This window comes from Streptomyces incarnatus (assembly GCF_001027185.1).
Taxonomy (GTDB): Bacteria; Actinomycetota; Actinomycetes; order Streptomycetales; family Streptomycetaceae; genus Streptomyces; species Streptomyces puniciscabiei.
Window position 1 is genome coordinate 266297 of sequence record NZ_CP011497.1, and the last position, 23946, is coordinate 290242.

Sequence of the window (23946 nt, forward strand, 5' to 3'; positions counted from 1 at the left end):
CCCCGAGCCGCGGGTCAGGCATGGAACTGGTTCGGCGGGACCGGGAGTCCGTAGTGCTCGCGCAGGGTCGTGCCCTCGTACTCCTCACGGAAGAGCCCCTTGCCGCGCAGGATCGGCAGCACCTGCTCGACGAAGGCGGCGAGACCCGACGGCAGCGCGGGTGCCATGATGTTGAACCCGTCCGCGGCGCCCCCCTCGAACCAGCTGATGATCGTGTCCGCGACCTGCTCGGGGGTGCCGACGAACTCGAAGTGACCGCGCCCGCCGCCGAGCCGGGAGATGATCTGCCGCACCGTGAGCTTCTCGCGCACCGCGAGCTCGATGATCAGGTCGGAACGGCTCTGCGAGCCCTCCAGCTTGGGCCGGGCCAGAATGAAGTCCGGCAAGGGCTCGTCGAGTTCGAAGACCGACGGATCGGTCTCGAAGACCGCGGCCAGCTGGCGCAGCCCGTACTGCGGGACGCGGAGCTCGTCGAACTGCCCGGCCAGCGCGCGGGCTTCGGCCTCCGTCGATCCGATGTACGGGACGATGCCCGGCAGGACGATCACACCGTCCGGGTCACGCCCCGCGGCCCTGGTCCGTGCCTTGATGTCGGCGTAGAAGGCGGCGGCACGCTCGTACGTGGAGTGGGCGGTGAAGATCGCCTCGGCGTGGCGGGCCGCGAAGTCCTTGCCGTCCTCGGAGGAGCCGGCCTGGACGAGCAGCGGGTGGCCCTGCGGAGGGCGCTCGACGTTGAGCGGCCCGGCCACCTTGAAGTACCTGCCGTGGTGGCCCAGTCGGTGCAGCCGCGCGGGGTCGGCGTACTGCCCTGTGGTCTTGTCGGCCGCCACGGCCTCGGCTTCCCAGCTGTCCCACAGCGCCTTGGCCACCTTGAGGAACTCATCGGCGCGGGCGTAGCGTTCGGCGTGGCTCGGGCGGTCGTCGAGGCCGAAGTTGGCCGCCTCGTCGGCGCCGGCCGAGGTGACGATGTTCCAGCCGGCGCGGCCCCCGCTGACGTGGTCGACGGAGGCGAGCCGGCGGGCGAGGTTGTACGGCTCGTTGTACGTCGACGACACGGTCGCGATGAGGCCGATCCTGCTGGTCGCCTGGGACAGCGCGGTCAGCAGCGTCAGCGGTTCCAGCTGGCCCGGTGGCCGGAACTCGCCGGTTCCGATGAGGGCCGGGCCGTCCGCGAGGAACAGCGAGTCGAACTTGGCGCTCTCGGCGAGCCGGGCCAGCCCGATCCAGTGCTGGAGGTCGAAGTCCGCCCGTGGGTTGCTGTCGGGGAGCCGCCACGCCGCTTCGTGGTGCCCCGCCTCCATGAGGAAGGCGTTGAGGTGGAGTTGCCGCGATCCGGTGCTCACGTCAGCTCTCCTTTGCGTGTCGAGGTGGACGGCGGGGCTCAGCCGAAGCTCAGCTTCGAGCTGTCGTAGCCGGCCGGGAGGAGGTTGTCCGTGATCGAGGGGACGTCGACCTTCTTGGTGATCTGGCCCGCCGTCAGGAAGGCGTCGGCGAGCTTCTGTTCCGCCGCGATGTCCGGCTTCCCGATCGGAGTCACCCGGGTCTCGAAGGCCTTCAGGGACGCCTTGGCATCGGCCAGCGGGATGCCCTCCTCCTCGGAGATGGCCTGCGCGTACGTGTCCTCGTGCTTGACCGCGTAGGAGAACTCGCGTGCGAGCCGCTGCAGTACGTCCGTCAGGGCCGCCCGCTTCGTCTTGTCACCGAGCGACTTCCCGGTGGCGACGTAGTAGCTGCTCGTCTGGTCGATCGGCGGCAGGCCCTTGGCCAGGATCCGTGCCCCGTTCTTGACCGCGATCGCCGACTGCGGGTTCCAGATCGACCAGGCGTCCACCTTGCCGGTGTTGAACGCGGTGGCGCTGGCCGCCGGGTCGAGGAAGACCAGGTGCACGTCCTTGGGGCCGAGGCCGGCGCTCTTCAGCGCGTTGAGGGCGAGACCGTGGGCCGAACTGCCCTGCGGCACGGCGATCCTCTTGCCCTTGAGGTCGGCGAGCGTCCTCAGCTTCGACCCCTTCGGCACGATGATGTTCTCATTCGACTGGCTGGGCGTGAGCGAGCGGTTGACGGCCACGATCTTGAAGCCGTACTCCTTCGCGGCACCGGTGATCGGCGGTACGTCACCGACGGCGCCCAGGTCGATGTCGCCCGACGCGGCTGCCTGCACCAGCGGCGGGCCGTAGGTGAAGCGGGCGAACTTCACCTTGTACGGCGCGTCGGCGAACGCCCCGGTGATCTTCGCCAGGGCCTCGCTGCCGTCACCGCCGTTGTCGCCGATGGTGAACGTGTACTTGCTCCACTCGGGGTGCGCGGACGTGCTGCCGCTCGACTTGGCCAGCGGCGCCGCCTGCGACGACGCGCCGCATCCGGCGAGGGCGCCCGTGAGGGCGAGCAGACCGACGGCGCCGACGAGGCGGGTGCTTCTTCTGTACATGGTTTCTTTCCGGCTTTCTGTGCAGGGGGAAGGGCGGTCAGTGGTGTTCGGCGATACCGAGGTCGTGCAGGAGCGCGGCGCGCAGCTCCTCACGGGCGACGCTCGCCTCGCGGTCCGCTGCCGAGAGCTGGACGCGGTGCGAGGCGCCGATGCGCCCGTCGCTCATGACGACGATGCGGTCCGCCAGGGCGATCGCCTCGTCGACGTCGTGGGTGACCAGCAGCATGGCCGCGTGGTGCTTGCTGCGCAGCGCCCGCACGAGGTCGTGCATGCGCAGCCGGGTGATCGCGTCGAGGGCCGCGAACGGCTCGTCCAGCAGGACGAGTTCGGGCTCGGAGACCAGTGCCCGCGCGAGCGACACCCGCTGGGCCTCACCGCCGGAGAGCTCCTTGGGCCACGCCTTCTCGCGTCCCGCGAGTCCGACCTCGGCGAGCACGTCACGGGCTCGCTGCTCCGCGTCGGGCCCGTACAGGCCGAGCGTGATGTTGCGCAGGACCCGCTGCCACGGCAGCAGCCGGTCGGCCTGGAACACGATCGCTCGCTTCGCCGGCACCTCCACCCGGCCGCCGTCGGGCCGGTCCAGGCCGGCGATCAGTCTCAGGAGGGTGCTCTTGCCGCAGCCGGAGGGGCCCAGCAGGATCACCAGTTCCTCCTCGGCGATGGTGAGGTCCAGGCGGTCGAGCACCACCCGGTCACCGAACCGGCGGACGACCTGCTCGACGACGACTCCGGTCTGCCGCCGGGTCTGTGTCCCGATCGTGGTGCTCATGACGCCTCATAACCGGGGCGCCACCGCAGCAGCACCCGCTCGAGAACCCGGACGAACTGGTCGGCGAGCAGACCGAGGAGCGAGTAGATCACCAGCCCCACGAAGACCTGGTTGGTCTGCAGGTAGGTCTGCCCTTGAGTGATGAGGAAGCCGAGTCCCTTGTCGGCGTTGACCGTTTCGGCGGCGACGAGGCCCAGCACGCTGTACGCGAGGGAGAAGCGCAGCCCGACGAGGAATCCGGGCAGGGCTCCGGGCACCAGCACCCGCGTCACGATGCGCCACGTGCCCGCGCCCGTCGTCCGCGCCATCTCGATCAGGCGCTGGTCGACGCCTCTGATGGCGGCGAACAGGTTGAGATACATCGGGACGCCCGCACCGAACGAGATCAGCAGCACCTTCGTGAGCTCGTCGATGCCGAACCACACGATCATCAGCGGCAGCACCGCCAGCAGCGGGATCGTGTTGAGGACCTGCACCACGCCGTTGAACAGGTACTCACCGCTGCGCAGCAGACCGCCCAGCACCCCGGCGACGATGCCCACCGTCAGACCGATCAGCAGCCCGATACCGGCGCGTTGCAGCGAGATGGCCACGTCCGGGCCGAGCACGCCCTGATTCCACAGATCCGCGGCGGACTTCACGATGGAGGTCGGCGCCGGAGCGTATGTCTTCGCCAGCACACCGGCCCTGGCGAGAACCTCCCAGGCGATCAGGATCACGACCGGAGTCGTGTAGATCCCGAGCGGCCAGCGAAGGCGCTCGCGCAGCGTGCCGAACGGTGTCCGGCGGCGCGCGTCGCGGGGCAGGAAGACGTCCCGGTCCCGCCCACTCTCCGGCTCGGCGTCGGTGGTCCTGGTGACGGCCGGTGCCCTGAGGGGGATCTCGGTCATGCCGCCGCCTCCAGGACGCCGGGGTAGGACGAGGCGACACCGACGAGTTGCCCGACCTGGGGCGGGTTGACCACGAAGGTGGCGTCCGTGTGCCACTCGTCGGCCGTGGACGTCGCGCTGTCGACGGCGAGCACCCTCGTGGTGCCGTCGGCGGCCGGCACGTTCGGGTGCGCGGTGGTGAGTTCGCCGAACCACGCGGCCAGGCGCTCCTGACCGGCGTTGTCGAGGTTCACCTGGTCGGACACGATGGCCTTGTGCTCGTTGAGGGCTTGCCGGAGCGTGGCGACCGTCGAGGGGCGGGGCGGCGCCGTGACGTCGACGCCCTCGACGACCGGGCCGATACGGCCGGTCAGCTTGCGGATGGACGGAGGCATGGGGAGGTCCTTGTCGAGGAGGCGAGCGCAGCACAAAGCGCTGGGAGCCGGGGAGTTGGCGTGCGGGGACGACCGGCGCGGCCGGCCACCAGGGAGTGGGTGGTCGTCAGGTCGTGACACGGGAGGGGCGAGAAGACGGCGGCGAGAGCACCGGATGCAGGCCGGGCCGACCGCTCATCCGGGCTTCAGTGAAGTCCTCGGCCTGCTCGAATCTGCGCGGAGGGCCGTGGAGGAGAGCCAGGGAAGGTGACGTTCAGGACGTGGCGACGACGGTCCCGCCAGGCACCGTACGAGGCCCCGGACGCCACCCGAGGACGTACCGGCTCAACGACAACAGAACGCGCTGGAGACGTGCGCCAGATCGATGTGGCGCCGCCGAGTGAGGTCCACGCGCGGGTTCATGGGACCGGAGTTCAGCAGAGGTCCGTCACGCTGGTCAAGGACTTCCCGCAGGGGTCTTGCATTGCGGACACGGACCGCCGTCGCACGTCCGGGAGCCGGGCCGCCCTGTGCCATGGTGATCGCATGGTCAGTGAGATCAGGTTCGAGCCCGGCCTCTACCGGGGCACCGCCGACTACTACGACCGGTTCCGTCTCCCCTACCCCGACACGATGATCGCCGATCTGGCCCGCCGGGCAGCGCCGTCGGGGCAGGGACGCCTGCTCGACCTGGCCTGCGGCACCGGCCAGCTCACCTTCCCCCTGCACGACCGGTTCGCGGAAGTGTGGTCCGTGGACGCCGAACCCGGCATGACCGAGGTGGTCCGCGCCAAGGCGGACGCTTCCGGCGCCGCCCACATCCGGACGATCACCGTCGGCGCCGAGGAACTCCACGCGGAACCGGGCGGCTTCGAGCTGATCGTCATCGGCAATGCCTTCCACCGGCTCCCCCGCGCCCTCGTCGCCCAGCGCGCCCACGACTGGCTCGAGCCTGGCGGCTGCCTCGCGCTGTGCTGGTCGACCAGCCCGTGGACCGGCCCCCGGAACTGGCAGCGGGCGCTCGACGGCATGCTGCGCGGGTGGCAGGACGCCCTCGGCGCGTCCTGCCGCGTTCCCCCGGGCTGGGACCGGGCCAGGCGCCAGGACCCCGACCGGGATGTGCTGGCCCGTGCCGGTCTCGAGCCCGCCGGACGTCATGAGTTCTCCGTCGAGCACCGCTGGACGATCGGCGAACTCGCCGGCCACATCCGGTCGACATCTTTCCTGCCGCCCTCGGTTCTCGTGGACCACGCCGGCGACTTCGACGCCGGCCTCACCGCCGAACTCGGCCCCTTCGCCGCCGACGGCCACCTCACCGAAACGGTCGGCTACGCCTACGAACTGGCACACAAGCCGGCTCGGCGCCCTTGACCGCATCCGTGGTGCGTGTCGGTGGGGTGCTGCGCACGGGCCACGTGAAGTCCCTCATTGACAACGCGAATACACGCGGGTTGTCATGAACACATGATCCTTCGTCCCGGCGCCCGCCGCACTCGCCGTACCGATGGTTTCGCCCTCGGTGCCGGGTGTAACCGGTCATCGGACGGAACCCGCGCGAAGGTCACGGGTGCCACCCCCACGGCGGAGGACGGGCGGCCGCGATGGGAGCACGGTCACTGACCGGGCGCCGCGAGCTGCTCGACGCCGCCCGGGCCGAACTGACGGCCCGTCCCGGAGTCCTCTTCCACGGTCCCCTCGGGATCGGCAAGTCCATGCTCGTGGCAGCCCTCACGGCGTCCCTGGCGGCGCATGCCCCGTCGGGCGGCACGGTGCTGCACTGCTCGCCCGCCGAGGAGGACGCCCGGCTCCCGTTCGTCGGGCTCGTCGACCTGTTCGCGCGGGTACCGGAGAGCTGCCCGGAAACCCTCGCGCCGGAGCCCCGGGCGGCACTGAGGGCAGCCCTGCTGCGCGGCGCGGAACCGGCGGACGGCCGCGGCCGTCTCGCGGTGCGTGTCGCCGTTCTCGGCGTGCTGCGCACCCTGGCCGCCACCGGCCCCGTCGTGCTGGTGCTCGACGGCCTGCAGTGGCTCGACGATCACACCGCCGAGGTGCTGGCCTTCGCCGTACGCCGGCTCGGCGACCTGGACATACGGGTGGTGGCCGCGGAGCGGGTGGCGGACGGCGAACAGCCGGAGCGACCGCACTGCTGCCCGCCGGGCACCCTCGAACTTCCGGTACCGCCGCTGACGGACGACGATGTGGCCCGTCTCCTGCGCACCGGAACCGGCACCGACCTGCCCCCGAGTGTGCTGCGGGCGATCCAGGACACGGCCGCCGGAAACCCCCTGTACGCACTGGAGTTGGGGCGCGCAGCCGCCCTGCGCGGCCCGGGTCCCGTGGCCTTCGGCCCGACGCCGCCCGTGCCCCGAAGACTGCGCGCCCTGCTGCTGGACGAGACGCGCACGCTGCCGGAGACGGCGCGGCGCACGCTCCTGGTCACCAGCGCCGCCACCCGCCCCGACCTCACCCTGCTGCGCGCCGCCGGGCTCCCCGACCCCGCCGCGGACCTGGCGGAGGCGGAACGGCTCGGCGTGGCGGCGACCGACACCGACGGAACCGTACGCTTCCGGCATCCGCTGATCCGTGCCGCCGTCTACGCCGACGCCACCGAGAGCGAGCGCCGGCAGGCACACGCGTTGCTGGCCCGCGTGCTCAGGGAGCCCGTCGAACAGGCCCGTCATCTCGCGCACGCGCGCCCGCACGAGGACGAGAACACCGCCCGCACCCTGATGTCCGCGGCTGAGCACGCGCGCCGCGACGGCGCGCTCGGCACCGCTTGTGAACTGGCCGGGCTCGCCGCCCGCCGCACCCCCGGCGACCGGCCCGCGGACCGCGCCGACCGGCTGCTGGCCGCGGCGGAGTACGCCTGCGACGCCGGGCAACGGGAGGAGGCGGCCGAGGCGGCGGAGGCGGTCCTCGCCGAGTCGGACTCGGCACGCCGTCGGGTGCGGGCCCGGCTGGTCCTGCTGCGCAACGCCGGGCAGGCGCTGGAGGGTGCCCACGCGCTGATCCAGGACGGCCTCCGGGACGCCGTCGGCGATCCGGGGGCCGAGGCCCCGCTGCACCACTGGGCGGCCGTACGCGGGCTGCTGTGCGGGGAGTTGGAGGAGGCAGCAGGGCATGCCCGGCGCGCTGCCGGGCAGGCGGCCGTGGCGGGTGACACGGAGACCCGGATCGGGGCGCTCGCCACGCTCGCCCGGGTGCGGTCCCTGGCCGGCGATCCGGTCGCGGCGGAAGCCGCCCTGGAGGGGGCGCTCGCGCTGGCCGGAGGCGCCGACGGCGGTCCGCAGAGCTGGCGGCTGATCCGGATGCGGGCGATCCTCGCCCTGGACTCCGACAGGGTGACCGAGGCCGCGGAGCAGGTGGGGCAACTCCTGCCCGCAATAGAAGAGTTGGCCGGTGTCGAGGAGGTCATGGCGACCCTGGTGGCCCTGACCCGGATCCAGGTCCGGGCCGGACACTGCCACGAGGCACTGCACACCGCGGCGCGCTGCTCGCGCGCCATGGCCGAGGCGGCTCCCGCGCTGTACGCGGTCGCGCTGGCGGCCGCCGCTGGCGGCACCGCCGAGGAGGCCCGGCGGCTGGCCGAGCAGGCGGTACGCGCCTCGGAGGCGGACGGCGACCGGCTGTTCCTGCTGCGCTCGCTGGCCGTGCTCGGACAGGCCGGTCTGCTCGCCGGCGACCCGCGGGGCGCCGCGTCCGCGGTCGAGGCGCTGCAGCGCGTGCGGGAGCTCGGCACTGCCATGTGTGCCGCCGACCCGCCTGTGCTGCACTGGTACGGCGACCTGGCCGAAGCACTGGTCCTTCTCGGCGAGACGGACGAGGCCGGGGCCGTACTCCGCGAGGCCCGCGCACGTGTGACCGGTGACACCCCCGGCAGCGCGCTGGCGGCTCTGGAGCGGGCGGAGGGGCTGCGGGAGGCGAGGAGCGGCCGGGCGAAGGACGGGGCGGCGCGGCTGCGTGCCGCCGCGGACCGGCTGCGTCACCTCCCCTTGCCCGCCGAGCTGGTGCGCACCCTGATCGCCCTCGGGGCCGTCGAGCGCCGCTCGCGCCGCAGGAGCGCGGCGCGCGCGGTTCTCGGCGAGGCGCTGCAGACCGCCACACGGATCGGCGCCGCCCCGCTCGCGGCGCGGGCCAGGGACGAGCTGTCCCGGCTGGACGCCGGGGACCGGAGCGGTGAGGCGGGGGCGGGCCGACCCGAACTCACCCCCACCGAGGCCAGGATCGCCGAGCTGGTCGGGGGCGGGGCCACCAACCGGGAGGTCGCCGCGAAGCTGTTCATCAGCGTCAAGACGGTGGAGGGGACCCTGTCGCGGGTCTACCGCAAGGTCGGGGTCCGCTCGCGCACCGCGCTCGCCCACGCGATGGCGGTCGCCGTCATCGCCTCCGGCTCGGCCGTCGACTCCGGAGGCGACGACGGCCAAGGGGGTCCACCGGGGCCGGCCGTGCTGGTGAGCCGGTCCAGCCGCACACCGGCCCACCATGCTCTCGACACACGCCGTTGACGTGACATCGGCTGTTAACACGCAACGCAAGGGTTCCCCCGCTTATGGGGGTGAGGTCGAAGTTCCTACGGTGAAGCCGTTCCGATTCCGGAGCAACTCCCCCACTCCCCGGAGGACTTCAGTGACGTCACGTCTGAAACTGCTCGGTCTGGTCGCCGCGCCGGCCCTGCTCGCCGCGGCCGTCCCCGCCGCCCATGCCGCAAACGCCCTCCAGCCGCACGCGACCCGGGCCGCCATCGCCGGAGACGTCCTGCCGGGCCTGAAGCAGAACGCGGCCCGCACCGGAAGCGTCGCGGCCGGCAAGCGGATATCGGTGGCGATCAGCCTGACCCCCAGAGGCGGCAGGGCACTTGACACCTTCGTCGCCAAGGTCAGTGACCCGCACTCGAGTTCCTACGGCCACTACCTGACCAGGCACGGGTTCGCTGCCCGCTTCGGCCGGACCGACGCCGAGATCAAGCAGCTCAAGGACTACCTGCGCGCCCAGGGCCTGACCGTCGGCAAGGTCCACTCCGGCAACCTGCTGGTCGACGCCGACGGCACCGCCGCCCAGCTGGAGAAGGCCTTCGGCACCAAGCTGTCGACCTGGAAGGACGCGAAGACCGGGCGTTGCTTCTACGCCAACGACAGCGCGCCGACACTGCCGGCCGCCATCGCGTCGATCGTCAGCGACGTGGCGGGCCTCAACAACCGCGTCCAGCTGCACCACCAGGCGACCCCGCACACCGTCAGCCCCCACAACGGTCCCGGCGGCGGGTACACACCGGCCCAGCTCAAGGGCGGCTACAACGTCTCCGGCACGTACACCGGAAGCGGCCAGAAGATCGCGCTGCTGGAGTTCGACGGCTTCCAGCAGTCCAACATCACCACCTACGACAACTACTACGGCCTCGGTTCGCCCACCCCGGCCGTGCAGAAGGTGGACGGCGGCTCCGGCGCGCTCGGCGACGGCCAGGTCGAGGTCGAGCTGGACATCGAGGTCCTGCACGCCATCGCCCCCAAGGCCAACGTCACCGTCTTCGAGGGCCCCAACTCCGACGCCGGCGAGGTCGACACCTACCAGGCCATCGTCGACAGCGGCATCCCGACCACCTCGATCAGCTGGGGTGCCGCCGAGAGCGCCCGCACCACCTCGGGCATCAACGCGGTCGACGCCGTCTTCAAGGCCGGCGCCGCCCAGGGCCTCGGGTTCTACGCGGCCTCCGGCGACGACGGCTCCGACGACGCGGGCGACGGCGGCACCTCCGTCGACTACCCGGCCAGCGACCCGTATGTCACCGGTGTCGGCGGCACCAAGCTGACCGTCACCTCGTCCAACGTCTGGAGCAAGGAGGTGGCCTGGTCCGGAGGCGGTGGCGGCAAGTCCTCCGTCTTCAAGATCCCGAGCTGGCAGACGGCGGTGCAGAAGAGCGCCGGCGGCGGCTACCGCCAGGTGCCGGACGTCTCGGCCCACGCCAACCCCAGCCCGGGTGTCTCCATCTACTCGCAGGGTTCCTGGTCCTCGGTGGGCGGCACCAGCGCCGCGGCCCCCGAGTGGGCGGCCTTCGCGGCCCTCTACAACCAGCGGGCCGCTGCGGCCGGCAAGGCCGGCCTGGGCTTCGCCAACCCCGCCCTGTACTCGGCGAGCGGCACCGGCTTCCACGACATCACCAGTGGCAGCAACGGCGCCTACTCCGCGGGCACCGGCTGGGACTTCACCACCGGCTGGGGCTCCTACAACGCCGCGACGCTGGCTAGCAAGCTGCTCGGCTGACGACCGGCGGCCGACGACCGAGCGCGGGCCGGCGTGAACTCCGGCCCGCGCTTGAGCGTTCCCCATGTCAGAGGCGACCGGCGTCCAGGACAGCCTGGCCGAACGCTCCCGACACCTCCTGCGCCGACATCGTGGCCCCATGTCCTTGAACCCGCGCTGGGCGTAGGGACCGGTGAACTTGGCGCGGTAGGCGGCACCGTCACCGGCCGGCGTGAACGGATCCAACGCCCCGTCGGGGGTGATCGTGCCCAACTCCCCCCGCTCAATGGCGAAGTAGTACTGGCTAGCCGGTCACCGAGACCAGGACCGTGCAAGGCTGCGGCCACCGTGCCGCGATCATGTCCGCCGTCCGCGCTCCCCGGTCGAAGCCACCGAACAGCGCCGGCGGCCCCGGCGGTTCCCCGCTGGTCAGGCCCCATGGCCGACCCGAACATGTCCGTGCCGCCATCGACGCCAGTCTGCGCCGCCTGGGCACCGACCATGTCGAGCTCTACCAGCTCCACCGCGTCGACCCCGAGGTGCCCCTCGAGGAGACCTGGTGCGCCCTGGCCGAGACCGTCACCGCCGGCAAGGCGCGGTTCATCGGGCTGTCCGAGGTGAGCGTGGAGCAGATCGAACGCGCCCGAGCGATCCACCCGGTCACCACCGTCCAGTCCGAGTTCTCCCTGTGGACCCGGGACGTCCAGGCCGAGGTCCTGCCCTACTGCGTGCAGCACGGCATCGGCGTTCTGCCGTACTCGCCGCTGGGCCGCGGTTTCCTCCTCGGCCGCTTCACCTCCGACGAACTGCCGCAGAAAGACCAGCGGCGCCGTCTGCCGCGCTTCCAGCAGGACAACCTGCGAGCCAACCTCGACACCACAGGATCCGGCCTCGGCGCGCCCAGCCCCTCGTCGGATGGTCCATCGAGCATCCCCGAGGAACAGCGCATGACGGCCACACCGCAGCGAGACCCCGCTTTCACCACGGAAGGAGCGATCCGTTCGCCCTGGGTCCACGTATCGCAGGCCGCTGCCGCGCTGGCGACCGGCATGGGTGTGGGCCGGTTCGAGTACACCCCGATCCTGCCGCTGATGCACGCGCAGGCGGGATTGTCGGCCGGGGCGGGGGCGAACCTGGCCACCGCCAACTACGTCGGATACCTGGTCGGGGCTCTCGCCGGTACCTTCCTGCCGCAACTGGTGCGTTCCGCCTCGGCGCTGCGCGGCAGCAGACCACCGAGTCTCAAGCAGCCGGTCTGCCAGATCCCCGGCCGAATGGGGATTCTGGCCGGTGATGAGGTTGCAGGCTGCGCGAGGCTGGACGGAGAGATGTCCACGGACGACATCCGCCGCCCCGTTCATGTCGCCGGTCTCGCTGCCGCCCTGCTCGCTCACGGCTGCGGGCGGGCCGGCGCGGCGGCACCGACCGCCCGTACGGGCCCGCTCGCTCAACCGGGCAGTGTCGAGGCGTCGTTGAGGCGGACCGCGCACTCCAGCAGGAGCGCGTGGACGAAGGACTGAGGGAGGTTGCCGCGCAACTGGCGCTGACGGACGTCGTACTCCTCCGCGAACAGCCCGGACGGCCCGCAGGCCGCCCGGGTCCGTTCGAACCAGCGCAGCGCGGTGGCGCGGTCGCCGAGGTGGTCGGTGGCCAGCGCCATGGTGAAACCGCAGAGCAGAAACGCCCCTTCGGCCTCGCCCAGCGGGATTCCCGGGTGCGTGAACCGGTAGAGGTACCCGTCCTCGGCCAGCTTCTCCTCGATGAACCGGCGGGTGATCTCACCGCTCGGATCGTCGGGTGCGAGACAGCCGCGGGCCAGCGGCGTCAACAGGGCGGCCTCCGGACCGTCGTCGTCGGCGGACCGGCGCCAGCGGCCGTCAGGGCGCAGACAGCGGCGCCGCGTCTCGGCGAAGACGGTCTCGGCGAGCTCGGCGCACCGCTGTCCCGACCGCCCCGGCAGTACCTCGGCAGCCCTCCGCAGCCCGCTGACCACGCTCAGCCGGGACTGGGTCCACCACCGCTCGTCCAGTTCCCACAGCCCCGCGTCGGGCCGCCGCCAGTTGCGCTCCACCGCGTCGACCGCGACCGTGACGGCCCGCTCGGCATCGGACGTGAGCCGGTCGTGGTGGGCCGCGGCGGCGAACAGCTGGAGGGCCTCCCCGAACGCGTCGAGCTGGAACTGCTCGGCCGCGTCGTTGCCGATGCGGTCGTTGCCGCCCGGATAGCCCGGCAGCGGCAGCCCGCGTTCGCCCGGTACGCGGCCGCCGTCGACGGCGTACGCGGGATGCAGGCCCTCGCCGTCGGCGAGAATGCGTTCGGCGGTGAAGCGCACCGCGGTGTCGAGCAGGTCGTGCGGGCCGTGCGCGGCGACCGCGAGGCCCGCGTAGCTCTGGTCGCGCAGCCAGGCGAAGCGGTAGTCGTAGTTGCGGCCGGTGTTCGCGCGTTCCGGCAACGAGGTGGTGGCGGCCGCGGCCATCCCCCCGGAGGAACTCGTCAGGCCGCGCAGGACGGCGTAGGCGTGCCGGGCGTCGCGCGGCGCGGCCAGGGTCGAGCAGTCGGGCACGGAGCGCCGCCAGGCGTCCTCCGTGTCCTTCCACAGCCGCTCCGGGTCCAGCGCCGCCGTGCCGCCCCTCTGCGCCAGCTCCAGGACGAGGTCATGATGCTCGCCCTCGCGCAGCCGGAACTCACCGCGCAGGCCGGACTCGGGGTTCCAAGCCGCCCGGTGCGCCCCGAGGAGCCGCAGCCGCAGACCGCCGGCGTCAGCGGCCCACAGGTCACCTTCGAGGCGTGGGTCGCGTACCCGGTCCGCGCCGAAGCCGGGCCGCGGGTCGAGGCTGAGCCGCAGCCGTGCCTCGCCCCGTTCGACGCGCATCCGGCGCAGCAGCACGAGCCGGTCCACCGAGCCCGGCATCGCCAGCGCGTCGCGGCACTCCACCACCGAGTCGGCGGTCACCCAGCGGCTGACCCGGATCAGCGTGCCGTCCTCGTAGTAGCCGCCCCACACGTGCCACCGGTCCACCGGTTCCACACCGAAGTACCCGCCGCCCCCGATCAGGGCGGAGAAGACCGCGTCACTGTGCCAGCGGGGAGCACACAGCCAGACGATCCGCCCCTCCGGGTCCACCACGGCACCGCGTTCGCCGTCGGCGAGGACCGCGTACTCCCGCAGCACCCACGGCGAACACATGCCGTACGGCGCCTGTCCCGGCCCATCCGATCGCTCATCCACGGCACTCGCTCCCATGGCACTCGGGTGTTCCCGCCCGGCCCGCCGGGAAACAACCCGCACCGCGGAGGACGGCGCCGGGCGTCACGCACAGCCCTGACACGTGACCCGAAGCGCGGGCCGAGGGGTGAACTTCGCATGGGACAAACAGAGCGGGATACCCGGTCGGTATCCAGGAAGCCCCCGATCACCGGCGGGTCCGCCGGCTGTTTGCGCCGTGGGGTCACGGGTCACCCGTTGTCGACGGCGCAGGTGCACGTCCGAAGGAGGTCGCGATGGCATGGGACGAGGCGCTCGCCTCGGCGGTACCGGTGGCCGCCGGGCCCGCCGCCGTACGCGGTCCGGAGCGGGTGGGCATCGCCACCCGAGGCGTACGGCAGGAGAAGCCCACGGAGGTGGCCGGGCCGCTGCCGGGACGGCGCTCATGAGCGGCGACGGGGCCGGCAAGGGGCTGACGGCCTGCCGGATCGACTCGGTCGACGTGCACGCCTTCGAGGTCCCGACCGACGGACCGGAGGGCACCGAGGAGGACGGCACCCTGGAGTGGGACTCCACCACCATGGTCCTGGTCCGGGTGCGGGCCGGCGGTCGCACCGGGCTCGGTTACACCTACGGGGACGTGTCGGTCGCCACGTTCATCGCGTCCGAGCTCGTGGATGTCGTACGGGGACAGGACGTCTCCTCGCCCGCAGCGGTCTGGCACCTGATGGGACGGCAGATCCGCAATGCCGGCCGGCCCGGCGTCGGCGCCATGGCGGTCTCCGCAGTGGACATCGCGCTGTGGGACCTCAAGGCGAGGCTGCTGGAGCTGCCGCTGGTCCACCTCCTGCCCGCCTGGCACGACCGGGTACCGGTCTACGGCAGCGGCGGATTCACCAACTACCCCCTGGACCGCCTCACCGACCAGCTCACCGGCTGGGTGGAGCAGGGCATCCCGCGCGTCAAACTCAAGACCTCCCGGGACCCGGAACGCGACCCACGGCGCCTGACGGCCGTCCGCAAGGCCATCGGCGACGAGCCGGAGATCTTCACCGACGCCAACGGGGCACTGGGCCGCAAGCAGGCGCTGTACTGGGCCCGCCGGTTCCACGACGAGTGGGACGTGCGGTGGTTCGAGGAACCCGTCAGCTCCGCCGACCTGGCGGGCCTGCGCATGCTGCGCGAGCGGGGACCCGAGCGGCTGGAGATCGCGGCCGGGGAGTACGCCTACACCACGCAGGACTTCGTCAATCTCGTCGAGGGGCCCGCCGTGGACTGTCTCCAGGCCGACGTCACCCGCTGCGGAGGCATCACCGGCGTGCTGGAGGCGGCAGGCCTGGCGGGGGCCCACCATCTGGACCTGTCCGCCCACTGCGCGCCCGCGGTCTCGGCCCACGCGTTCTGCGCCGTGCGCCGGCTGCGGCACCTGGAGTACTTCCACGACCACGTGCGCTGCGAGCGCCTGCTGTTCGACGGCACGCTGTCCCCCGACGGCGGCACCCTGCGCCCCGACACCGGCCGGCCGGGCCACGGCCTGGAGATCAAGTGGGCGGACGCGGAGCGGTACCGCGTGTACGGCGCACGGACGGTCTGACCGGGTCGGCGGGCGGTCCGACCACGCCGGCGGGCGCGACGACGAGATCGGCCGGCGCGTCACGGCGGGTGCGACGGCGGGTCGGCTCCCTTTGTCATGCGCGGCGGCAGTAGAGGCCGGTCAGCAGGGGCAGCGTGCGGCGCCGGGCCGAGAGCGCCGGCACCGTCCGTCGCCTGCGGCCGGCCCAGCGGGCGGCGCTGGTCGAGGCGCTCGGCGCCTTCAGCGCGGCGGGCGGAGAAGCGCCCGCCCGAGGGAATCGGTGAGCCCCATCCGTACGGGTGAGGGTCGGCCCCTGCCGGACGCTACGACGCGCCGTCGTAGACGATGAGCCCGTCCTCGCGCAGGCGCGCGCCGGGCGTCACCGTGTGCGCGCCGAGGGTTCCGTCGTGCATCAGGTGGTAGGCCGGTACACCGCGGGCGAGGACCGCGAAGTCCGCGATGAGACGTCGATGGCAGCGCCACCAGACCGCCTCGCTGCACATCACGGTCGTACGGACGTCCGCGGTCCGGAGCAGCAGCCGGTCCATGGCGGCGACGAACAGGGGCGAGCGGGTGTAGGCCGCGTATCCGCGGAAGGAGGCGTTGTGCCAGAAGGTGTCGGGACTGTCCGGAGGCACCTTGCGGAATCCGCCGAGATCGGGTTCCCACCGGTACTGGATTCCGTGCCGCGGCAGCCACTCGGCCAGCCGGTGGCGGGAGACGTCCGGGTGCCGACGGCTGCCGGGCGCGGTGCGCACGTCCACGACGGCCGCGACGTCCGCACCGCGCAGCAACGCCACGATCCGTTCGCGATCGGCCGTACTGTGCCCGAAGGTGAGCAGTTCCCGGGCCATGAGGCCAGAGTCTCCATTTTTCAGCGGCCCAGGCGTGAGGTGGCTGCGGCGGGGTGGCCCGTGCGGAGAGTGACCGCGGCGGTGGGGGCGCGAGTGAGGCGGAGATGCGTGACGACGACGTCGACGAGGTGCTGCAGCGGACGCCACCTCCGCCCTGGCCAGCACCCTTGACGTGCGTGAGGGACTGAGGCGGGTCTGCCGGATGGCGGTGCCGCAGGTGGGCGAGTGGTGCGCCGTCGACCTGGTGGACGAGCAGGACCATCCGCACCGTGTCTGTGTCGCCCACCGCATCCCGGACGGGCCGCCCGCCGCCGGAGGCCCTGGAAGGGTGCCTGCCCCCGCTGCCCGAGACCGCCCCCGGCCCCCTGGCCCGCGTGCCGCGCGGCGCCGGGCCCCTGCTGCTCACCGACATACCGACGGTGGAGCAGGCGAGGAACCCGCTGCACGCCCGGCGGCTGGGACTGTTCAAGCTGCTCGCATCCTGCGCCACCTGGACGCGACCTACCAGCACCTGTACGGCGGAGCCACCGCCAGCTGCGTGCACGCGCTGCTCGCCCGGAACCGGGCGAACGAATGGCAGCTCACCTACGCCGACGCCAGTCACCCGCCACCCCTGCTGATCACCCACGAAGGCGACACCGGGTTCCTCGAGGGCGGCCACAGCGCCCTGCTCGGTGTCGATCCCGGCCTCCCCCGCGCTCATGCCGTCGAGCCGCTGCCCGCCCGGTCCGCGCTCCTGCTCTGCACGGACGGGCTGGTGGAACGCCGTGGCGAGCCGCTCGACCACGGCCTCACCAGGCTTCGCCGGCATGCCGCGGCGCTCGCCCGGGAGCCGCTCGACGACTTCTGCGACGAGCTCCTGACCGGGCTGGCCCGGCACAGCGCCGACGACATCGCCCTGCTCGCCCTGCGCCTGCCCGGCCCTCACGACCGGCAGGCGGCCGCTGCCGCCGGGGCATCGGGGCGAGGTGCCGTGGGCCGGAGGAGGGCGCAGTGCCCTCACCGTGACCGCTCAGGGCCTGGCCCGGGCGATGAGCAGGGCGACGTCGTCCTCACCGCCGGGCGCGCGCAGGATGTTCAGGATGCGGTCGCAGGAGTCCTCCAGGGTGTGGCCGCGGGTCGCGGTGAGGGCGTCGAGGAGGGTGTCCAGGCGGGCGTCGATGGGTTCGCCGCGGGTTTCGACCAGACCATCGGTGTAGAGGATCAGCTCGTCGCCGGAGTGGAAGGTGATGGTGGTGGGCTCGAAGGGGACTCCGCCGACGCCCAGCGGCGCGCCGGTGGGCAGGTCGAGGAGGTGTGCCGCGTGTCCGGGGCGCATCAGTGCCGGGGGCAGGTGCCCGGCGAGGCAGATCTCGCACTGGCCGCGATCGGGGTCGTAGACGCAGTAGATGCAGGTGGTGATGGTCTGCTCGATCCCCTCGGTCAGGTGATCGAGGTGCCGCAGGGCCTCAGCGGGGGCGAGGTCGAGCTCGGCGAAGGCGCGGGCGGCGCTGCGGAGTTGCCCCATGGCTGCGGCGGCGTTGATACCGCTGCCCATGACGTCCCCGACGACCAGGGCGGTCTTGTCGCCCTGGAGGGGTATGGCGTCGTACCAGTCACCGCCGATCTCGCTGGTGGCGCCGGCAGGCTGATAGCGGCAGGCGACCTCCAGCCCGGGCAGCCGCGTCGGGGGCTCGGGGAGCAGACTCCGCTGGAGGGTGAGCGCCGCATGGCGCTGGGCCTGGTATCCGCGGGCGTTGTCGATGCAGACCGCGGCCCGTGCGGCCAACTCGCAGGCCAGGAAGGCGTCGTCGGCATCGAAGGGGGTCGGGTTCCGGGTGCGTTTGAGGTCGAGAGCGCCGAGCACTTCGCCCCGGGCCATGAGCGGTACGACGAGGTAGGAGTGCACCCCGGCCGTCGCGAGGAGGGAGGCAGCGTCGCCATGGCAGGCGATGCGCGCCAGGTCCAGGCGGGTGGTGTGCGGCACCAGAACCGGTCGACGGGTGGACACGCACTGGGTCACCGGATGGCCGCTGTCGTAGTGGGCGACTCCCCCGGGCGGGTCGGCCGCGCGGACCGCCTCACCGGAGTCGGCCGCGCTGACGGCGAGGGCGCGGAAGACGGCCGGGCCCTCAGGGGGCGGTGTCCGGCCGGCGAGGGCGCTGTCGAGTATGTCCACGGCCGCCACATCGGCCAGGACCGGGACGACGACGTCGGCGAGCTCCCGTGCGGTCGCCTCCAGATCGAGGGTGGTGCCCACGGAGGCGGAGGCGCGGGCGATCAGTGCCAGCCGTTGCCGGGCCTGTGCGGCCTCCACCTCGGCACGGTGGCGCTCGGTGACGTCGATGACGGAGTAGGCCAGGCCCAGCACCCGTCCGCCGGAATCCTCCAGCCGGTAGTACGACACGGACCAGGCGTGCTCATGGTCCGGGTCGCCGGGGGGACGGCAGACGATGTTCCGGTCCACGACGGACTCGCCCGTCTCCAGGACCCGGCGCAGACGTGTCTCAGGGTCCGTGTCCAGGTAGGCCAGGACCTCGCCCGCCGGCCGGCCGAGGCGGTCGGCGGCGGACTGGCCGGTGATGCGTTCGAGCGCGGGATTCATGGCCAGGTAACGCAGATCCGGGTCCAGAATGGCGAGCCCGACCGGGGACTGGGACACCAGGCGCATGGCCAGGGAGGCGTCTCGCTCGACGCGTTCCACGGCCGCCTGGTCCGCGGCCAGGCCCAGGGCATAGGTGTCACCGAGGTCGTCGAGCAGCCGCATGTTGCGGAACTCCACCAGGCGGGTGCTGCCGTCCTTGTGGCGGATCGGGAAGGCCCCGGCCCAGTCGGAGCCGGATTCCATGACCTCGGCGAACAGCTGGATCACCGCGTCCCGGTGCTCCTCGTGGACCGTCAGCGTAGCCGCGTACTGACCGAGCGCTTCCGCGGCGGTGTAGCCGAACAGGTCCTCGGCCTTCGCGCTCCAGAACACCACCTGGCCCTGCGCGTTCAGGACCACGGCGGCGACGCTGAGCAGATCGAGCAGACCGCTGGGTGGCGCGGCGGGACCCGCCGCCGACCGGCCGTCGCGCCCTCGGGAGGAGTCCGTCGTGCCCATGCCTCATTGTCCTTCCCGCTCAGCGCCTCGGTCCTGCCGTACCGGCGGGTTTTCCGTCTCCCTCCATGGTCGGCCCGGAGCGGGACAGCACACACCTGGACCTGGTGCCGGTGATTGCTGCCGGGGCACTAGGTGTCCGGATCGCCCGGTACGGCCTGTTCCGTCCAGATGATCTTGCCTGTCGCCGTGTAGCGGGTGCCCCAGCGGCGGGCGAGCTGGGCCACGATCAGCAGGCCCCGCCCTCCCTCGTCGGTGGTCCGGGCGTGGCGCAGGCGCGGTGAGGTGCTGCTGGCGTCGGAGACCTCGCAGATCAGGGCACGGTCGCGGATCAGGCGGAGGCAGACCGGGCCGGTCGCGTGGCGGATGGCGTTGGTGACCAGTTCGCTGACGATGAGCTCCGTGGTGAAGGTCAGATCGGGGATGCCCCACTCCTGAAGCTGCTGGGTGGCGAGCGAGCGGGCGTGCGCGACGGCGGCCGGGTCGCTGGGCAGGTTCCAGGTGACGACCCGGTCCCGCGCCAGCACCCGGGTCCGGGCCAGGATCAGAGCCGCGTCGTCGGCCGGTGGCTTGGCGGTCAGGTCCTCGATCACCCTGCGGCCGGTCTCCTCCAGTGTCGGCCAGGGCCCGGCCAGGACCGCTCCCAGGCGGGAGAGCCCGGCGTCGATGTCCTGGTCGACGGACTCGATGAGGCCGTCGGTGTAGAGCGCGATGAGGCTGCCCTCGGGCAGCTCCAGTTCGGCGGACTCGAAGGGGAGGTAGCCGAGGCCGAGCGGGGGTCCGGCGGGCAGGTCCACGATGTCGGCGCCGCCGTGGGGGCCGATGATCATCGGCGGGAGGTGACCAGCCCGGGCCAGCGTGCACCGCCCGCTGACCGGGTCGTAGACGGCGTACAGGCAGGTGGCGCCCATGAACGCGGTGCCCGCGGCCGCGCCCTCCCCGGCCGGTGGGGCATCGCTGTCGGAGGACGCCATGAGGCCGATGACCAGGTCGTCCAGGTGGGCCAGGAGTTCGTCCGGAGGCAGGTCGAGGTTGGCGAGCGTGCGTACGGCGGTGCGCAGCCGCCCCATGGTCGCCGCCGCGTGGATGCCGTGCCCGGCCACGTCCCCGACGACCAGGGCGACCCGGGCCCCGGAGAGCGGGATCACGTCGAACCAGTCACCGCCCACTCCACTCGGTGCATCCGTCGGGAGGTACCAGGAGGCCACTTCCAGGGCGGACCCTCCGGTCGGGTCCTGCGGCAGCAGGTAACGCTGCATGGACCGGGCGGCGGTGCGCTCGCGGGTGAAGCGGCGGGCGTTGTCGATGCACACCGCCGCGCGGGAGACGAGTTCCTCGGCGAGACGTACGTCGTCCTCCTCGAACGGGCCGAGCCGCCGGGACCGGGCGAACGTCGCCGCGCCCAGGGTGACGCCGCGTGCCCGCACCGGAATCACCATCACCGAACGGAAGTCGTAGTCGAGTAGGGAGGCGCCCAGCGTCTCGTCCTCGGTCACCCAGGGGCTGTTGGTGCGGTCCAGGATCCGTTCCACGAGGGTCCTGCTCTCCAGCAGGCAGCGGGTCACGGGCGACGCGGGCGCACGCCGCACCGTCTCCCCCACGGCCAGCGCCGCCTCGGGGCAGCCCGCACGCACCGACTGCTGCGCCGCGCGCCGGATGACGGGCGACATGCCGACCGGCCCGGGTGCCGGTTCCTCGCCCCTCATGACCGAGTCCAGCAGGTCGACGGCGACGAAGTCGGCGACCGCCGGTACGGCGTCGTCGGCCAGTTCCTGCGCGGTCCGCGTCACGTCCAGGGTGCTGCCGATGCGGGTGGCGGCGTCGTTGAGCAGGGCCAGGCGCTGCTGTGCCCGCCAGCGTTCGGTGACGTCGATGACCATGTACCAGACACCCACGTTCCGGCCGTGGCGGTCCTTCATGGCGAAGAACGACGCGGAGACGGCCCGGCCGGCGTCGGGGTCCCGGTGGCCGGCGCCGCGGTACTCGAAGTCCATCACCGGTGTGCCGGTCCGCAGCACCCCGCGCATCTTCTCCTCGAAGGCCGCGGCCTCCTGCTCCGGCAGGACTTCCGCCATCCGCCGCCCCAGCCGCCGTTCGAGGGGGATCTGGCGGTCCAGCGGCTCGTTCACCCACACGTACCGCAGATCCGTGTCGAGGACGGCGATGCCGACCGGTGCGTGGCTGAGAAACGGGGTCAGCATCAGCTGGCTCACCCCGCCGCCCGGCATCCGCCAGAAGGCACGTTTGGGCGGACGGCCGACGAATCTGCCGAAGACCAGCGCGGCGGCCGTGGCGATCAGGACGCCGGGGACCATTTCGTAGATGCCCGACTGGAAGGGCCCGAGCAGCGGATTGATCCTCTTCCACAGCAGCACCGTCGCCGCGCCCGACACGATCCCGGCCATGGCCCCCGCCCAGGTCATGCGCGGCCAGTACAGGGAGAGCAGGACGACCGGCCCGAAGGCGGCTCCGAAGCCCGCCCAGGCGTAGGCGACGATGCCCAGAAGCCCGCCGCCCCTCAGGGCGATCGCGAAGGCCACCAGGGTCACGGCGATGACGGCGGCGCGGCCGGCCCAGATCAGGGTCCTGTCCGAGGCGCGCCGGTGCAGGAACGCCCGGTAGAAGTCCTCGGTGAGGGCGACGGACGACACGAGGAGCTGGCTGTCCGCGGTCGAGATGATCGCGGCCAGTACGGCGATCAGCATCACCCCGGCGCCCCAGGGGTTGAGCAGGGACCGGCTCAGGCTGATGTAGACCGTCTGCGGGTCGTGCAGCGGCGCGCCGGTCTGCGCGATGCCCACCAGGCCGACGAGCATGGCTCCGGCGAGCACGATGATCACCCAGCCGGTCTCGATGCGGCGGGCGGTGGGGATGGCGCCGGTGCTGCGGATGCCCATGAAGCGGGCCAGGATGTGCGGCTGGCCGAAGTAGCCGAGTCCCCAGGCGAGCAGCGAGACGATCGCGACGGCCCCGAGCGATCCGCCCGCCGTCCACCGTCCGCCGGTGAGGTCGACCCTGGCGCCCATGTCCAGCAGGCTCGGTGTCTTCCTGTTGAGGGTGTCGCGCAGCGTTCCGAAGCCGCCGAGCGCACCGATGGCGACGGCAGGGAGCACGAGCAGGGCGAGGAACATCAGCGTGGCCTGCAGCACGTGGGTCAGGCTCACCGCGAGGAAGCCGCCGAGGCACGAGTAGACGACGATGACCAGGGCGGTCAGGGCCACTCCGAGCCCGAACCCGACACCGAAGATGTGTCCGAACAGAAGTCCGCCGGCCACGAGCCCGCTGGCGACGTAGACCGTGAAGAACACGAGGGTGACCGCCGCCGAGACCATCCGCAGCATCCGCGTGCGGTCCTCGAACCGCTCCTCCAGATAGGCCGACAGGCTCACGGCGTTGTGGGCGCGCTCGGTGTAGGTGCGCAGCCTGGGCGCGACGAACAGCCAGTTGAGGTACGTACCGATCACCAGGCCCGCCGCGATCCAGCCGGCGCCGACGCCGGCCGCGTACACCGCTCCGGGGAACGCGAGGAACAGCCAGCCGGACATGTCGCTGGCTCCCGCGGACAGGGCGGCGACGAACGCGCTGAGCCTGCGGCCCCCCAGGGCGAAGTCGGCGAAGGTGCGAGTGCGGGTGTAGGCCCAGACTCCTGTTCCGATCATGACGGCCACATACACGAGGAAGGTGGCCACGATCGGCGCACTCACGTCGAACATGTTGCCCTCGCCTGCGAGGTTTCTGAGCGCGGTCGCGAGCACCGCGCTCCGGACAGCCCGAGCCCCTCTTACACAAATGTACAGATTTCACCCGCTCTGAGCCGACAGCGCCGCTAGACCATGACCCGGGGTCGGGCCGGGGTGAGGTGGTGTATGGCGGTCCGGTCGGCGTGCGGGGCGAGCAGGCTCTGCAGTTCCTCGGCGGCGAGCCCGAGGAGGTCGCCGTCCCGGTCCGGGTGCAGGGTTTCGAGGACAAAGGCGACGTGCGTGGAGTCCTCGGTGACACGGGTGCGATGGGCGTCGCGGTGGTTCCAGTGGCGGGTGAGGACGCCGGTGGTGTCCGCGTAGATGACCTCGCCGGGCTTGGGGTTCTCGACGGTGCCGGGTTCGCCGAGCGGGGTGAAGGACTCCGTGCCGTCCGCGTGGCGGATGTCGACGTCGCCGGTGACCCGGTCCAGGTCGAAGGCGCCGGCGGGCAGAGCGTGCCGTACGGAGACGGCGTTGTAGGAGTCGACGGCGGTGTTGATGCGCGGCAGGCTCCCCTTCTTCGCCATGCGGCGGCCGAGCGCGTCGACGCTGGGGCGGATGCGGCGGGGGTTGGTGCCGAAGGAGCGGTAGGCGGTGTGCCAGGCGTCGATGCGCGGGTCCGTCTCGTCGGCGGGCTGCCAGGCGCCGTCGGCGAGCCGCTGTTCCAGTTCCTCCAGGGCGGTGGCGGTGTGCGGCCAGGGCTCGCGGCCGCGTACGCCGGTGGCGGTGACCAGGGCGATGAGGGTGCCGGGGAAGGCCTCGGCCACGGCGGGGGCGATGTGGAAGGCGGGCATGGGCGGAGGTTTTCCGTTTCCTGT

General features: G+C 72.4%; 16 protein-coding genes and 2 pseudogenes. 8 read left to right on the forward strand and 10 right to left on the reverse strand.

Translation table 11 applies throughout. The annotated features are described in order from the left end of the window. Positions 1-14: 14 nt before the first annotated feature. From ABB07_RS01240 to ABB07_RS01260, 5 genes are read right to left on the reverse strand one after another with little or no spacing between them, the layout of a single operon-like run. Complete coding sequence (locus ABB07_RS01240; RefSeq protein ID WP_279617369.1) at positions 15-1343, reverse strand: LLM class flavin-dependent oxidoreductase; 1329 nt, start codon at positions 1341-1343, stop codon at positions 15-17. Positions 1344-1381: 38 nt separating this feature from the next. Next, entirely contained in the window at positions 1382-2428 is a 1047-nt protein-coding gene (locus ABB07_RS01245; protein ID WP_208896814.1) for an aliphatic sulfonate ABC transporter substrate-binding protein, read from the reverse strand. 37 nt (positions 2429-2465) lie between these two features. Further along, on the reverse strand, positions 2466-3197 hold the full coding sequence (locus ABB07_RS01250) for an ABC transporter ATP-binding protein (protein ID WP_208896815.1): 732 nt from the start codon (positions 3195-3197) through the stop codon (positions 2466-2468). After that, positions 3194-4087 carry an ABC transporter permease gene (locus ABB07_RS01255; RefSeq protein WP_208896816.1) on the reverse strand — a complete coding sequence of 298 codons (894 nt, stop codon included), beginning with the start codon at positions 4085-4087 and terminating at the stop codon, positions 3194-3196. The genes ABB07_RS01250 and ABB07_RS01255 overlap by 4 nt, the downstream gene beginning before the upstream one ends. Continuing rightward, positions 4084-4461: a TauD/TfdA dioxygenase family protein gene (locus ABB07_RS01260; protein WP_244189161.1), complete on the reverse strand. Its 378-nt coding sequence runs from the start codon at positions 4459-4461 to the stop codon at positions 4084-4086. The genes ABB07_RS01255 and ABB07_RS01260 overlap by 4 nt, the downstream gene beginning before the upstream one ends. Positions 4462-4986: 525 nt before the next feature. On the opposite strand from ABB07_RS01260, the gene ABB07_RS01265 reads away from it, so the two are divergent. The 5 genes and pseudogenes from ABB07_RS01265 (at position 4987) to ABB07_RS40430 (ending at position 12197) form a co-directional block, all read left to right on the forward strand. Further along, a complete protein-coding gene (locus ABB07_RS01265) occupies positions 4987-5811 on the forward strand; it encodes a class I SAM-dependent methyltransferase (protein ID WP_208896817.1) in 825 nt (274 codons plus the stop codon). Positions 5812-6041: 230 nt separating this feature from the next. Continuing rightward, positions 6042-8945, forward strand: a complete 2904-nt coding sequence (locus tag ABB07_RS01270) for a helix-turn-helix transcriptional regulator (protein ID WP_208896818.1) — start codon at positions 6042-6044, stop codon at positions 8943-8945. Positions 8946-9066: 121 nt separating this feature from the next. Further along, a complete protein-coding gene (locus ABB07_RS01275; RefSeq protein WP_208896819.1) occupies positions 9067-10698 on the forward strand; it encodes a S53 family peptidase in 1632 nt (543 codons plus the stop codon). Between the two features lie 395 nt (positions 10699-11093). Then, positions 11094-11549 (forward strand): annotated as a pseudogene (locus tag ABB07_RS40425) (aldo/keto reductase); the annotation flags it as partial. A gap of 177 nt (positions 11550-11726) precedes the next feature. After that, positions 11727-12197 (forward strand): YbfB/YjiJ family MFS transporter, encoded by a 471-nt coding sequence (locus tag ABB07_RS40430; RefSeq protein ID WP_279617420.1) that lies wholly within the window; start codon positions 11727-11729, stop codon positions 12195-12197. Here the strand turns inward: ABB07_RS40430 and ABB07_RS01285 are convergent. Next, positions 12125-13864, reverse strand: coding sequence for a glycoside hydrolase family 15 protein (locus tag ABB07_RS01285; protein WP_208903213.1), 1740 nt, complete (start codon positions 13862-13864; stop codon positions 12125-12127). The two genes, ABB07_RS40430 and ABB07_RS01285, sit on opposite strands and share 73 nt — an antisense overlap. Positions 13865-14178: 314 nt before the next feature. Here ABB07_RS01285 and ABB07_RS01290 point away from each other — a divergent pair, with 314 nt between their 5' ends. Together ABB07_RS01290 and ABB07_RS01295 are read left to right on the forward strand one after the other, a co-directional pair. Continuing rightward, positions 14179-14331, forward strand: a complete 153-nt coding sequence (locus ABB07_RS01290) for a hypothetical protein (RefSeq protein ID WP_208896821.1) — start codon at positions 14179-14181, stop codon at positions 14329-14331. Further along, positions 14328-15476, forward strand: a complete 1149-nt coding sequence (locus ABB07_RS01295) for an enolase C-terminal domain-like protein (RefSeq protein ID WP_208896822.1) — start codon at positions 14328-14330, stop codon at positions 15474-15476. The genes ABB07_RS01290 and ABB07_RS01295 overlap by 4 nt, the downstream gene beginning before the upstream one ends. A gap of 302 nt (positions 15477-15778) precedes the next feature. On the opposite strand, the gene ABB07_RS01300 is transcribed toward ABB07_RS01295, so the two are convergent. Then, on the reverse strand, positions 15779-16309 hold the full coding sequence (locus ABB07_RS01300) for a DUF488 domain-containing protein (protein WP_208896823.1): 531 nt from the start codon (positions 16307-16309) through the stop codon (positions 15779-15781). Between the two features lie 202 nt (positions 16310-16511). Between ABB07_RS01300 and ABB07_RS41915 the strand changes: the two are divergent. Then, positions 16512-17213: pseudogene (locus tag ABB07_RS41915) on the forward strand (PP2C family protein-serine/threonine phosphatase); the annotation flags it as partial. A gap of 108 nt (positions 17214-17321) precedes the next feature. Here ABB07_RS41915 and ABB07_RS01310 read toward each other — a convergent pair. The 3 genes from ABB07_RS01310 to ABB07_RS01320 form a co-directional block, all read right to left on the reverse strand. Then, positions 17322-19391, reverse strand: coding sequence for a SpoIIE family protein phosphatase (locus ABB07_RS01310; protein ID WP_208896824.1), 2070 nt, complete (start codon positions 19389-19391; stop codon positions 17322-17324). A 128-nt stretch (positions 19392-19519) separates the two neighbouring features. Further along, the gene (gene putP, locus ABB07_RS01315; protein ID WP_208896825.1) at positions 19520-23101 is read right to left on the reverse strand and encodes a sodium/proline symporter PutP; all 3582 of its coding nucleotides are present in this window, start codon (positions 23099-23101) and stop codon (positions 19520-19522) included. A 113-nt stretch (positions 23102-23214) separates the two neighbouring features. Beyond that, a complete protein-coding gene (locus tag ABB07_RS01320) occupies positions 23215-23922 on the reverse strand; it encodes a B3/B4 domain-containing protein (RefSeq protein ID WP_208896826.1) in 708 nt (235 codons plus the stop codon). Positions 23923-23946 lie beyond the last annotated feature (24 nt).

Excerpts from the sequence above, each read along its gene's own strand:
- ABB07_RS01245 (WP_208896814.1), bottom strand. The coding sequence starts at position 2,428 with ATGTACAGAAGAAGCACCCGCCTCGTCGGCGCCGTCGGTCTGCTCGCC.
- ABB07_RS01250 (WP_208896815.1), bottom strand. The coding sequence starts at position 3,197 with ATGAGCACCACGATCGGGACACAGACCCGGCGGCAGACCGGAGTCGTC.
- ABB07_RS01255 (WP_208896816.1), bottom strand. The coding sequence starts at position 4,087 with ATGACCGAGATCCCCCTCAGGGCACCGGCCGTCACCAGGACCACCGAC.
- ABB07_RS01260 (WP_244189161.1), bottom strand. The coding sequence starts at position 4,461 with ATGCCTCCGTCCATCCGCAAGCTGACCGGCCGTATCGGCCCGGTCGTC.
- ABB07_RS01265 (WP_208896817.1), top strand. The coding sequence starts at position 4,987 with ATGGTCAGTGAGATCAGGTTCGAGCCCGGCCTCTACCGGGGCACCGCC.
- ABB07_RS01270 (WP_208896818.1), top strand. The coding sequence starts at position 6,042 with ATGGGAGCACGGTCACTGACCGGGCGCCGCGAGCTGCTCGACGCCGCC.
- ABB07_RS40430 (WP_279617420.1), top strand. The coding sequence starts at position 11,727 with ATGGGTGTGGGCCGGTTCGAGTACACCCCGATCCTGCCGCTGATGCAC.
- ABB07_RS01285 (WP_208903213.1), bottom strand. The coding sequence starts at position 13,864 with ATGTGTTCGCCGTGGGTGCTGCGGGAGTACGCGGTCCTCGCCGACGGC.
- ABB07_RS01290 (WP_208896821.1), top strand. The coding sequence starts at position 14,179 with ATGGCATGGGACGAGGCGCTCGCCTCGGCGGTACCGGTGGCCGCCGGG.
- ABB07_RS01295 (WP_208896822.1), top strand. The coding sequence starts at position 14,328 with ATGAGCGGCGACGGGGCCGGCAAGGGGCTGACGGCCTGCCGGATCGAC.
- ABB07_RS01300 (WP_208896823.1), bottom strand. The coding sequence starts at position 16,309 with ATGGCCCGGGAACTGCTCACCTTCGGGCACAGTACGGCCGATCGCGAA.
- ABB07_RS01310 (WP_208896824.1), bottom strand. The coding sequence starts at position 19,391 with ATGGGCACGACGGACTCCTCCCGAGGGCGCGACGGCCGGTCGGCGGCG.
- putP (WP_208896825.1), bottom strand. The coding sequence starts at position 23,101 with ATGTTCGACGTGAGTGCGCCGATCGTGGCCACCTTCCTCGTGTATGTG.
- ABB07_RS01320 (WP_208896826.1), bottom strand. The coding sequence starts at position 23,922 with ATGCCCGCCTTCCACATCGCCCCCGCCGTGGCCGAGGCCTTCCCCGGC.